Source organism: Streptomyces misionensis (assembly GCF_007896895.1).
Classification (GTDB): domain Bacteria; phylum Actinomycetota; class Actinomycetes; order Streptomycetales; family Streptomycetaceae; genus Streptomyces; species Streptomyces misionensis_A.
This window is the reverse complement of sequence record NZ_VOGW01000145.1, coordinates 1-11966: the sequence shown is the minus strand read 5'-3', so window position 1 is coordinate 11966 and position 11966 is coordinate 1. Positions and strand designations below refer to the sequence as shown.

The following is an 11966-nucleotide window of genomic DNA, read 5'->3' as shown; positions in this document are numbered from 1 at the left end:
GTGGTGCGTGGGGATGCAGCCTGCTGGACTCTTCGTGCGGTGTTCGTGCGGGTGCTGTTCGTGCGGAAGGTGCTCGGTGTGGGGAGTGCGGCTGTCCGAGGGGACCCGCTTCCGGGCCCGGAAGGGTTGTTCCCTCGGGCCCGGGACTTGAAGCGGCGGCCGGGCGCCGTGTTTGCGCCGTCTTTCGCCACCGGGCGTACGCGGCCTCGCCCACGGCGCGACCGGCGCGCGGCGCTGCCGTGGATCAGCCTCTCGGACGGGTCACGCCGCCGCGTCGAAGCCGGTGTCGCGGGCCAGCTTCTTCAGCTCCAGCAGGGCGTGCTTCTCGATCTGACGGATGCGCTCGCGGGTCAGACCGTGCTCCTTGCCGACCTCGGTCAGGGTGCGCTCGCGGCCGTCCTCGATGCCGTACCGCATCTTGATGATGGACGCGGTGCGCTGGTCCAGCCGGCCGATCAGGTCGTCCAGTTCCTCACTGCGCAGCAGAGTCAGGACGGACTGCTCGGGGCTGACCGCCGAGGTGTCCTCCAGCAGGTCGCCGAACTGGGTCTCGCCCTCGTCGTCCACCGACATGTTCAGGGAGACCGGGTCGCGGGCCCAGTCGAGGACGTCGGTGACGCGCTCGGGCGTCGAGCCCAGCTCCGCGGCGATCTCCGCGGGCTCCGGGTCGCGGCCGTGCTCCCGGTTGAACTCGCGCTGCACCCGGCGGATGCGGCCCAGCTCCTCCACCAGGTGGACGGGGAGCCGGATGGTGCGCGACTGGTCGGCTATGGAGCGGGTGATCGCCTGGCGGATCCACCAGGTGGCGTACGTGGAGAACTTGAAGCCCTTGCGGTAGTCGAACTTCTCCACGGCGCGCACCAGGCCGGCGTTGCCCTCCTGGATCAGGTCGAGCAGGGGCAGGCCGCTGCGCGGGTAGCGACGGGCGACGGCCACGACCAGGCGGAGGTTGGAGCGGATGAAGACGTCCTTGGCCCGCTCACCCGCGGCGACCAGAGCCTGGAGCTCCTCGCGGGTGGCGTCCGAGGCCGTCTCCTCGAACCCGTCGAGAACCTGCCGCGCGAACACACCCGCCTCGATGGTCTGGGACAGCTCGACCTCCTTTGCGGCGTCGAGCAGCGGCGTACGCGCGATCTCGTCGAGGTACATGCCGACCAGGTCGCGGTCCGCGATCTCGCCGCCATGAGCGCGAAGCCTGCTTGCCGAGTCGGCCGTCTCGCCGGAGGCGGACTGACGACGGGCGACGGCACGGGTTGCCATGCGTGCTCCCTTGCGATGGTGGGCTGGCGGGTGGTCCTGCTGAACGCTCGGCACTCCGGGACCTGTCCTGGACTCTCCCCTGAGTGCCCTGCATCCGATGGAAACAACGACTGGAATCCGGACAGAATTCCCAACCCGCCCACCAATTTTTCTGATCATGCAGTACCCTGTTCCGCCGCACACGAGAAAAGGGGACGTCCGTGCCCATAGAGGTGCAGGTCAGGCCGGGAGTCGAGGGGGACCTCGACGCCCTCACGGAGATCTACAACCACTACGTCCGCACGACACCCGTCACGTTCGACACCGCGGTCCTCACTCCGGGGGAGCGCCGCCCCTGGCTGCTCTCCCACCCGGAAGACGGCCCGCACCGCCTGATGGTTGCCACGGAGGCCACCGCGGACACCGGTGCCCGGAGAATCCTCGGATACGCCACCTCCGGCCCGCACCGCGCGCGGCCCGCGTACGCGACCTCGGTGGAGACCTCGGTGTACGTCGCCCCCGACGCGGGCCGGCGCGGCATCGGCACCCTGCTCTACGACGCCCTCTTCACGGCCCTGACCGGCGAGGACCTGCACCGCGCCTACGCCGGGATCACCCAGCCGAACGAGGCCTCCGTACGGCTGCACGCACGCTTCGGCTTCCGGCCCGTCGGCACCTTCCGCGAGGTGGGCCGCAAGTTCGGCCGCTACTGGGACGTGGCCTGGTACGAGAAGGAGCTGTAGCGGGCCCCGCCCCGGCGGGGGCGTGACCTAGCCGAACTGCACCGACCGCTTGGCCAGGCCCATCCAGAAGCCGTCGATCACCGACTGCTGCGCGTCCAGCCCGCCGCCGGCGTCCGCCGCGCCCATGGCGACGAAGAGCGGGGCGAAGTGCTCGGTGCGCGGGTGGGCGTAGTGGCCGGCCGGGGCCTTGGCCAGGAAGTCGAGGAGGGCGTCCCAGTCGCGGTCCGCCAGGGCGCGCCGGCCCCAGTCGTCGAACTCGGCGGACCAGCCGGGGACGCCCGGCCCGGTGTGGCGCAGGGCGGCGAGGTTGTGGGTGAAGAAACCGGAGCCGACGATCAGCACGCCCTCGTCGCGCAGCGGGGCGAGCCTGCGGCCGAGGTCCATCAGCCGCACCGGGTCGAGGGTGGGCATGGACACCTGGAGCACGGGGATGTCGGCGTCCGGGTACATCTCGACCAGGGGGACGTAGGCGCCGTGGTCCAGGCCCCGGTCCGGGACGTCCTGGACGGGTGTGCCGGGGGCGCGCAGCAGCTTGCGCACGGACTCGGCGAGCGCCGGTGCGCCAGGGGCGGCGTACCGGACCCGGTAGTAGTGCTCCGGGAAGCCCCAGAAGTCGTACACGAGCGGGACGGTCTCGACGGCGCCGAGGGCGAGCGGCGCCTCCTCCCAGTGGGCGGAGACGACGAGGATCGCCTTCGGGCGGGGCAGCGCGGCGGCCCAGTCGGCGAGCTGGCCGGGCCACACCGGGTCGTCGGCGAGCGGCGGGGCGCCGTGGCTGAGGTAGAGAGCGGGCATGCGCTCCTGGCCGGTGGCGGGGGTGGCGACGGACATGACGGCGGCTCCCGGTCGTTCCGGCGGACCATCATCCCGATGGGCCGGGTACTTCCCTGAATGCTTTAACTCTCAAGTTCTATTCCCCACCGTACGCCCGACTTCTTCAAGTTTCAAAAAGACCCTTCGTAAAGTGGGTACATGAATACGGCACCGGACTCCGCCGAGACGGCACACCGCTGGCTCACCGCCGAGGAACAGCGCGTCTGGCGCGCGTACCTGCACGCCACCACCCTGCTGGAGGACCATCTCGACCGGCAGTTGCAGCGTGACGCGGGCATGCCGCACATCTACTACGGCCTCCTGGTCACCCTCGCCGAGGCACCGCGGCGCCGGCTGCGGATGACCGAACTGGCGATGAAGGCGAAGATCACCCGCTCCCGGCTGTCGCACGCCGTCGCCCGGCTGGAGAAGAGCGGCTGGGTGCGCCGGGAGAACTGCTCCTCCGACAAGCGCGGCCAGCTCGCGGTGCTCACCGAGGAGGGCGCCGCGGTGCTCGGCCGTACCGCGCCGGGCCATGTCACCGCCGTGCGCCAGGCCCTGTTCGACCGGCTCAGCCCGGAACAGCAGAAGGCCCTCGGCGAGATCATGGAGATCGTCGCCGAGGGCCTTCAGCCGGACGAGGCGGGCGCGGACCTGCCCTGGCTCCGCTAGCTGTACTGACCCGTGAGGTTGGGGACGCGGCTGGCGGGTGGTTGCCCTTTCAGTGCGGTGTGTCCGCGGTGGTGATTGTATGTGTGCAGCCACTGCGGGAACGCTTCGCGGCGCTCGGTTTCTGACCGGTAGGGGCGGGCGTAGGCCCACTCGTCCAGCAGGGTGCGGTTGAAGCGTTCGACCTTGCCGTTCGTCTGGGGTCGGTAGGGCCGGGTTCGCTTGTGGACGATCCCGGCTGCTGCCAGGGCATCGCGCCAGTCGTGTGAGCGGTAGCAGGAGCCGTTGTCGGTCAGCACCCGTTCGACGGTGATCCCGGCATGGGTGAAGAAGGCGTGGGCCCGCTGCCAGAAGCCGGTGGCGGTCTCCTTCTTCTCGTCCGCATGGATCTCGCTGTAGGCCAGGCGGGAGTGGTCGTCGACGGCGGTGTGCAGGTAGCTGTAGCCGAGGTTGGGACGGCCGCCGGCGGTGCGGGGCCGGGCGGGGTCGCGGTGCGCGGAGCTGTTGCGGCCGCCCTGGGCCCTGCCGTGGACCTTGTGCCCGCCGCCGTCGGGGATGTTGCCCAGCTTCTTGATGTCCACATGCACCAGTTCGCCGGGCCGCTCGCGTTCGTAGCGGCGCACGACGTGGCCCGTGGCCCGGTCGAGATGGGTCAGGCGGGCCAGGCCGTAGCGGGTCAGGACACGGTGCACGGTCGAAGGCACCAGGTGCAGAAAGTGCGCGATGCGGGCCGGCCCCCACCTGCGCGCCAGGCGGACCTTGATGACCCGTCGCTCGGTGCGGGTCGGAGTGCGGCCAGGGCTGTGGTGGGGCCGGCTCGAGCGGTCGGCCATGCCCGCCTCGCCGAGCCGGCGGTAACGGTCGGCCCACCGCTGGGCCGTGGTGGGCGAGACCTGGAAGCGTTCGCCGGCCCGCCGAAGCGGCCAGCCGTCCTCGACCACGCATCGCGCCAGACGCAGGCGGCCGGTCTCGGTCAGGGGTGCATTACGGTGGACCACGAGGGCCTTTCTGGTTGGTGTAGACGTCGCAATCCACACCAAACCCGGAAGGCCCTCACCCGTTCAAGATCTCTCAGCCGAGACCTGGCTCACCTGTCCACAACCTCCCCGGACAGAACAGCTAGCGCCTGCCCTCCGGGCGGGTCAGGGATCTAGGGTCTTTCGAGGCCCTGACCCGCCGCCGTGTTCAGTGGGCCACCACCGGCACCGGCACCTCGTCCTCGGCGCCCGTGCCGGAGGCCACCGTGACGGAGCCCGGACGGCCGGCGTTGACGAAGGTGAAGGCGATCAGCGCGGCGATCCCGAGGATGCCGACGGCGAAGGCGATCGCCGAGGTGTAGCCGTGCACCATGCTCTGGAGCCCGAGCAGCTGCTGCTGCGGCTTGGTGACGGCACCGCCGACGTGGTCCTTGAAGTACGACGTCTTCGCGGACGCGGCGATGGTGTTCAGCAGGGCGGTGCCGATGGCGCCGCCCACCTGCTGCGAGGTGTTGACCATCGCGGAGGCGACACCGGCGTCCCGGGGCTCGACGCCCTGGGTGGCCAGGGACATGGCCGGCATGAAGGCCGTGCCCATGCCGAGACCGAGCAGCACCATCGCGGGCAGCAGCAGGGTGACGTACGAGGAGCCGATCTCCAGCTGGGTCAGCAGCAGCATGCCGAGGCCGGCGACCAGGAAGCCGGGGCCCATCAGCAGCCGGGCCCGGACCCGGGTCATCAGCCGGGTGCCGATCTGGGTGGAGCCGGTGATCATGCCGGCCACCATCGGCAGGAACGCGAAGCCCGTCTTGACCGGCGTGTAGCCCTTCACGATCTGGAGGTAGTAGGTCAGGAAGAGGAACAGGCCGAACATGCCGATGATGGCGAGGCCGAGGGAGAGGTAGATGCCGCCGCGGTTGCGGTCGCGGACCACGCGCAGCGGCAGCAGCGGGGCCTTGACCCGCGACTCGACCAGCACGAACGCCAGCAGCAGCACCACGGACGCCACGAACATGGACACGGTCACGGCGTCGCCCCAGCCGTCGGACTCGGCGCGCGTGAAGCCGTAGACCAGCGCGACCAGGCCGAGGGTGGACAGCACCACGCCGGGGATGTCGAGCGGCGAGCGGTTGCGGCCGCCCTCCGGCTCCCGGATGACGAGGGTGGCGCCGAGCGCGGCGACGATGGCGAACGGCACGTTGACGAAGAACGTCCAGCGCCAGTCCAGGTACTCGGTGAGGAAACCGCCGAGGATCAGGCCGACGGCACCGCCGCCGCCCGCGATGGCGCCGTAGATGCCGAACGCCTTGGCGCGTTCCCGGGCGTCCGTGAACATCACGGCCAGCAGGGACAGCGCGGCCGGGGCGAGCAGCGCGCCGAAGACGCCCTGGAGGGCGCGGGCGCCGAACATCATCGGGCCGGAGGTGGCGAGGCCGCCGAGCGCGGAGGCGAGCGCGAAACCGACCAGACCGGTGAGGAAGGCTCGCCGGCGGCCCCACTTGTCGGCGATCCGGCCGCCGAAGAGCAGCAGGCCGCCGAAGGCGAGGGCGTAGGCCGTGACGACCCACTGCCGGTTGCCGTCGGATATGCCGAGGTCCTTCTGGGCCGACGGCAGGGCGATGTTCACGATGGTGGAGTCGAGGACGACCATCAGCTGGGCGAGCGCGATGAAGACGAGCGCCTTCCAGCGGTTGGCGTCACCGCTGCGCGCGGTGAGGCCGGGAGCCTTGACGGCTTCGGACATGGGGGTACCCACTTCGGGACTTCGAGACTGCGGGACTCGGGACGTCGTGACGGAAAAATGCTGAGAAATCGACAGAGAACAGAAGGTGTCGGGACAGTGATGGAAGTCGGGTCGCGCGGAGCTACGCGGTCGGACAGGACTGACGCAGCTCCTCGACGGTGACGGCGCTGCCCGGCAGGGCGGAGCGGGCGGGGGCCCGCAGGCCGTCGAGGAAGATCTGGAGATGGCGGTGGACGAACCGGTCCCCGCGCAGACAGTCCGTGCCGGCCGGGGGCCGGCTCAGCTGGGCGACGGCGACCAGCAGATCGAAGGCGCCCACGTCGGGCCGGAGCTGACCGGCCGTCACCGCCCGGCCCATGACCTCCTCCACGAGGCTTTCGACACGCTCGCGGGAGGCCTCCAGGTCGGGGTGGTGCTGGTCGAAGGTGCCGGAGACCATCGGGCACAGGGCACTGATCCGCTCGTCGGCGGCGGTGTGCACGAAGTGCTCCAGCGCGGTGAAGGCGTCCCCGGTCTCCGCCAGGGCGCGCTCGGCCGCCTCGGCCGTGCGGTCCATCACGGAGCAGACGACCTCGCGGACCAGGGCGTCGCGGTCGGGGAAGTTGCGGTACAGCGTGGCGTTGCCGACGCCGGCCCGGCGGGCGATCTCGTCCAGCGGCACATCGGGGCCGTGCTCGACGAACATCTGCTGGGCGGCGGTGACGATCCGCTCGCGGTTGCGCAGGGCGTCGGCGCGGGGCCGGCTCACCTTGCGCGGCGCGGGACGGGTCGCGGTCGTCACGGAGTACTCCTCGGATGTCGAAGTTCTTCGGGCCGTCCGATCCGGGGAACGACTCCCCGTTTCAGGCGGACACACTTCCAAACGGGGAAAGGGTCCCCACTTATTTCCCGCCCCCGGAAAGAACGGGTGTGACCTGGGACACGCTCGCCTCTCCCCGGGGATTCACCCCGCCGCGCCCCCCGCTTCCCACGATCGGTCCCGCCCTTCCCACGATCGGTCTCGCCCAGCGCGCGCCCGCAGGGTCACCGACACAGGGTGATCGCAAGGGTGCAGCCGGAGACGGGGGCTGCCGTGGAGCGAAGGGGTCCATGCATGCAGCCGCAGCCGCAGTCGTCCCGCCGCATACCCGACCCGGACCCCGCCGGCATAGGCACGCGCCGCATACGCTCGCGCCGCACGGCCGCTCTCGCCGCGGTGACCGCGCTGACCCTCGCGATCAGCACCTCGGCCGGGACCGCCCGTCTCACGGCGCCCTCCACCGCCGGGCCGATCGGCCTGGCCCGCACCGCCGCCTTCTCGCCCTGCATGATCCACGGCGGCCCGGACGTGCAGATGTCCGAGGGCGTGCCCACCCGGCACGGCTACGCCCGCTCCACGGGCACGGTGCACGCCCTGACCCTGATGGTCGACTTCCCCGACGCGCCCGGACCGGGCAGCGCGATGGACCGCTTCCACGAGTTCTTCCCGCGGACCCAGGACTGGTTCCGCACCTCCTCCTACGGCCGCCTGGACTACCGGGCCGAGACGCCGGTCACCGGCTGGCTGCGGATGCCGAAGCCGTTCGCGTCGTACGGCATAGAGCGCGGGGCGCCCTTCGACCCGGGCTACCGGCAACTGGTGCAGGATCTCGTCGCCGCGGCCGACCCCAAGGTCGACTTCCGCTCGTACGACCTGCTCAACGTGCTGATCACGCCGAACGCCGGCCCGCCCGCGCTGGACACGGTGCTGTCGGTGACCTTCGCGGGCAACGGGGACGCCCCGGTGGCCGACGGGGTGCCGGTCTCCAACGCCTCCTTCATCTACTCCCGCCAGGACGACGGCTCCGGCTCCTTCCCGCACACCGGCTTCCGGGTGCTGCCCCACGAGAACGGCCACACCTTCGGCCTGCCCGACCTCTACACCCAGGAGGGCGGGGGGTCGGTCGGGCACTGGAGCATCATGAGCGAGGACTGGGGCGCCAACAACGACATGCTCGGCTGGGACAAGTGGAAGCTGGGCTGGCTGGACGGCAGCCAGGTGGGCTGCGCGGCCCGGCGGGGCAGCGTCGAGTACTCCCTGACCCCGCTCCACCGGACGGGCGGCGGCAAGCTGGTGATCGTCCCGGTCGACGGCCACACCGCCTACGCCCTGGAGGTGCGCGCCCAGGGCGGCAACGACGAGGTGGTGTGCTGTCCCGGCGTCCTCATCTACAAGGTGGACGCCACGGTCGACACCGGCCGGGGCCCGGTCACCGTCTACGACTCCCACCGCGACACCGGCGGCTGCACCCGCAGCCCCAACGTCCAGGCCGAACTCTCCGACGCCCCCTTCACCCCGGGCGAGACCTTCAAGGACCCGCGCCACGGGATCGAGGTGCGGGTGACGGGCCTGGACGACGACGGCGACTACCGGGTCAGGGTGACCCGCAGCTGACCCCGGCCGCCGCCCGGCGGGGCCTCACACCACGGCGTCCCGGGGAGCGGCCGCGGTGCGCGTCAGGAACTCCACGACCCGCTCGCGCGGCGGCAGACCGAGGGCCTCGATCCCCTCGGCCGGCTCGCGCGGTTGGCGTAGCAGCGCCGGGATACGGCCGCGGCCGGCTCTTCCTTTCCCGAGTGGTGGAAGTGGACCGCGCCCTTGGTCATGCCGGCGTACTCGGCGATGCCCAGCGCCGCCTCGCTTCCTGTGGCGGGCGCGACCCGTGAGAGACAAGAAGACCTTCTTGATGGGCCCACACAACCGGAGCGGCCCCAGGAGATCCGTTCGTCAAGGCTCGGGGCGGTCGGCGAAGAACACCCGGGACAACAGCGGGGGTTCAGTCGGCGAAGAACACCCTGGACAACAGCGGGGGTTCTCGCCGACCGCCCCGCCCGCTCAGTTCGCCGCGGCCTGCTGCCGGGGCCGCAGCCACCACAGCAGCGCCCCGGCGGCCAGCGCGAGGGCGCACAGCAGCCACAGGGTGTCCCGGAACGCGGAGCCGTAGGAGCCGTCGCCGCGCAGGGCGTTGAAGATGCCGCCGACGACGGTGTAGCCGAGGGCGTTGGCGATCTGCGTGGCGGTGAGCAGACCGCCGGAGGCCGCGCCGGCGTCCTCCGGGGCCACCCCGCCGAGCACGAGGCCGATCAGGGACGGGGCGATCAGGCCCTGCCCCAGACCGCACAGCAACAGCCCCGGAGTGACCAGCGCCGCCTGGTGGGCGGCCGAGCCGGAGCCCACGGGCAGCCGGACCAGCACCAGGCCCGCGGCCATCACCACGGCCGCCGGCCCGAGCACCGCGCTGCCCCGGCGCGCCACCAGCTTCTTGCCCTGCAACGAGGCGAGCGCGAAGGCCGCGCCCAGCGGAAGGAACACCACACCGGAGGCGAGCGGGGACAGCTTCAGCCCGTCCTGGAGGAAGTAGGACAGGATCAGGAACAGCCCGGCGTTGCCGCTGTAGAACACCAGCGCCGTCGGCAGTCCCTTGGCGAAGCCGGGGTGCCCGAACAGCCGCGGCGGCAGCAGTGCGTGCCCGGCGCCCGAGACCCGGGCGATGCGCCGCTCCCACAGCATGAAGAGCGCGAAGCACATCACGGCCCCGGCCAGCGCGCCCCAGCCCCAGGTCGGCCAGCCGTTGTCGGCGCCGACGACCAGCGGCCACAGCAACAGCAGCAGGGCGGCGGCGAGCAGGAGGACGCCGAGGTGGTCGATGCGGGCCCGGCTGCTGCCGCGCACCTCGCGCACCGAGGCGGCGGCGCCGAGCGCGGCGATCACGGTGACCGGCACGTTCACCAGGAACACCGAGCGCCAGTCCCAGCCGGCCAGGTCCAGCTTGATCAGCGCGCCGCCGACGATCTGGCCCGCGATGGAGCCGAGGCCGATCGTGGCGCCGTAAAGGCCGAGCGCCTTGGCGCGTTCCTCCTGCGGGAAGACCACCTGGAGGATGGCGAGCACCTGCGGCAGCATCAGTGCCGCGGCCAGGCCCTGGACGACGCGGAACGCGATGAGCGCGGCAGCGCTGGGCGCCACCGCGCACAGCAGCGAGGTGGCGCCGAAGGCGATGAGCCCGATGAGGAACACCCGGCGGCGGCCCAGCGCGTCGCCGATGCGTCCGCCGGTGACCAGACCCACCGCGTACGCCAGGACGTACCCGGCGACGACGAACTGGATCTGGCCGAAGGAGGCACCGAGCGAGGACTGGATGGACGGCGCCGCCACGTTCACGATGAACACGTCGAGCATGCCCATGAACGTGGCGAGCAGCAGCATCCCGAGGGCCAGCCACCGCTTGGGATCGGGCAGTTGCCCGCCGCCGGACTCACCGGCGGCGGGCACGGACCGTTGGGTGGAGTCGGTCGTACTCATGGATTCCTCTCTGGAACACGGGGCCGGCCTCGGCCGGGGCCGCGGCACGGCCGGTGCGGTGGCCGGGGGCCGGCTGCCCGGTGGTCGAGGTGGAGTGCTGGTGCCGAGGGGGTGGTCCGCCGCGGTGCCGGGGGCAGCGTCCGTGTCCGGCCACGTGACGTCCGCAACCGAGAAAACGCCCGCGGGCAGCGGTTCACCAAGCGGGCCCGGGCAACCCGAAGCGACTGATCCAAGTCCGCTCATTCGCCTCGGAGTTGGAAGGCACGAAGCCTCTTGTGGCGCCCCGTGACGAGGCGATCGGGCGCACGCCCCGACCGAGGGAACCGGGATTCACGGGACAGCGGCTCGACCGGCACCCGGAGGAGCCCAGGTCCCCGGCCCGGGCACGGTTCAGCGAAACCGGCGCGGCCCGTCCGGCTCGCCGCACGCCGCACCGGCGGTACCGGAGACCGTCGGTGCGCCCTTGGCCCGCAGCGGCTCGGGGTACGTGGGACAGCCTGTGCTCAGCGACGTGCCCGCGTGAGCGCGACGGTCCCGGGGGAGGCCGTCGAGGGACTTGCTGCCGCGGATGCACGCCGGCGCATCATGCCCCCTGGAAGAAGAAGGCCGACTCCGAGAAGCCCGAAATCGCGGATCGACTTCGGCGAAGAAATATACCGTTGAGAAGGTATGTATCAGGCAGCCGTTTCCCCGGAGTCGCCGTCTCCCCGGGTGGGAGGGGGTGGGAGGACTCTCGGAGAACGCCCCGAGGACGAAGGACGCACATGACGAAGGACCAGGCACCGCCTCTTCCGGCCACCCGCAGGACCGGTTCCCGACGCCAGGAACCCCGCCTCAAGCAGGACCGGGCCGTGCGCACCCGGAACGCGATCCTGAAGGCGGCGGCGGAGGTCTTCGCACAGCGGGACTACCCGTCCGTGACGATCCTGGACATCGCCGAACAGGCCGGCGTGACCAAGGGCGCCGTCTACTTCCACTTCGCCAACAAGGAGGCCGTCGCGGTCTCCGTGGCCGAGCAGTTCTACACCGCGCTCCTCGCCTCCGTGCGCCCCGTGCTCGACACCGACGCGCCCCCGGCCCGCAAGGTCGTGGAACTGCTGCGGCACACCGCCCGCTCGTTCCGCGAGGACCCGCTCACCCAGGCCGGCAGCCGGCTCCAGATCCAGCAGTGGGCCATCGAGTCCGAACTTCCCACGCCCTACGTCGGTTTCACCCAGGTACTGGCCGAGCTGCTGACGGAGTGCCGGACCGACGGCGCCCTGCCGATGGAGGCCGACCCCGAGGCACTGGCCCGCGTGCTGCGCTCCGCGCTCTTCGGTGCGCAGCACATCTCCGGCGTTCAGCACGGCTGGTCGGACATCGTGGAGCGGACGGAGGAGATCATCCAGGCACTGCCCGTCCTGGCCCCGGCCGCGCGCGACTGACCCACCGCCGGCCCGCCGCCACCGGTCCATCGGCCC

At 71.6% G+C, this 11966-nt stretch carries 10 protein-coding genes; 4 read left to right on the top strand and 6 right to left on the bottom strand.

The window, feature by feature from the left end; genetic code table 11:
* Positions 1-261 precede the first annotated feature (261 nt).
* Positions 262-1260: a sigma-70 family RNA polymerase sigma factor gene (locus FRZ03_RS24895; RefSeq protein ID WP_146467373.1), complete on the bottom strand. Its 999-nt coding sequence runs from the start codon at positions 1258-1260 to the stop codon at positions 262-264.
* A 200-nt stretch (positions 1261-1460) separates the two neighbouring features.
* On the opposite strand from FRZ03_RS24895, the gene FRZ03_RS24890 reads away from it, so the two are divergent.
* On the top strand, positions 1461-1982 hold the full coding sequence (locus FRZ03_RS24890) for a GNAT family N-acetyltransferase (RefSeq protein WP_261399331.1): 522 nt from the start codon (positions 1461-1463) through the stop codon (positions 1980-1982).
* Positions 1983-2009: 27 nt separating this feature from the next.
* On the opposite strand, the gene FRZ03_RS24885 is transcribed toward FRZ03_RS24890, so the two are convergent.
* Complete coding sequence (locus FRZ03_RS24885; protein WP_398661048.1) at positions 2010-2813, bottom strand: dioxygenase; 804 nt, start codon at positions 2811-2813, stop codon at positions 2010-2012.
* Positions 2814-2954: 141 nt separating this feature from the next.
* On the opposite strand from FRZ03_RS24885, the gene FRZ03_RS24880 reads away from it, so the two are divergent.
* Complete coding sequence (locus FRZ03_RS24880; protein ID WP_146467371.1) at positions 2955-3467, top strand: MarR family winged helix-turn-helix transcriptional regulator; 513 nt, start codon at positions 2955-2957, stop codon at positions 3465-3467.
* Here FRZ03_RS24880 and FRZ03_RS24875 read toward each other — a convergent pair.
* The 3 genes from FRZ03_RS24875 to FRZ03_RS24865 all read right to left on the bottom strand — a co-directional run bounded on the left by FRZ03_RS24875 (position 3464) and on the right by FRZ03_RS24865 (position 6966).
* Entirely contained in the window at positions 3464-4462 is a 999-nt protein-coding gene (locus FRZ03_RS24875; RefSeq protein WP_146467370.1) for an IS481 family transposase, read from the bottom strand. The two genes, FRZ03_RS24880 and FRZ03_RS24875, sit on opposite strands and share 4 nt — an antisense overlap.
* 187 nt (positions 4463-4649) lie before the next feature.
* Positions 4650-6185 (bottom strand): MFS transporter, encoded by a 1536-nt coding sequence (locus FRZ03_RS24870; protein ID WP_186785593.1) that lies wholly within the window; start codon positions 6183-6185, stop codon positions 4650-4652.
* 121 nt (positions 6186-6306) lie between these two features.
* Positions 6307-6966: a TetR/AcrR family transcriptional regulator gene (locus FRZ03_RS24865; RefSeq protein WP_146467368.1), complete on the bottom strand. Its 660-nt coding sequence runs from the start codon at positions 6964-6966 to the stop codon at positions 6307-6309.
* 312 nt (positions 6967-7278) lie between these two features.
* Between FRZ03_RS24865 and FRZ03_RS24860 the strand changes: the two genes are divergently transcribed.
* Positions 7279-8598, top strand: coding sequence for a M6 family metalloprotease domain-containing protein (locus FRZ03_RS24860; protein WP_146467367.1), 1320 nt, complete (start codon positions 7279-7281; stop codon positions 8596-8598).
* A 441-nt stretch (positions 8599-9039) separates the two neighbouring features.
* Here the strand turns inward: FRZ03_RS24860 and FRZ03_RS24855 are convergent, their stop codons facing one another.
* Positions 9040-10506: an MFS transporter gene (locus tag FRZ03_RS24855; RefSeq protein ID WP_186785592.1), complete on the bottom strand. Its 1467-nt coding sequence runs from the start codon at positions 10504-10506 to the stop codon at positions 9040-9042.
* Between the two features lie 764 nt (positions 10507-11270).
* Here FRZ03_RS24855 and FRZ03_RS24850 point away from each other — a divergent pair.
* Positions 11271-11930, top strand: coding sequence for a ScbR family autoregulator-binding transcription factor (locus FRZ03_RS24850; protein WP_146467365.1), 660 nt, complete (start codon positions 11271-11273; stop codon positions 11928-11930).
* The last annotated feature ends 36 nt before the right edge of the window (positions 11931-11966 follow it).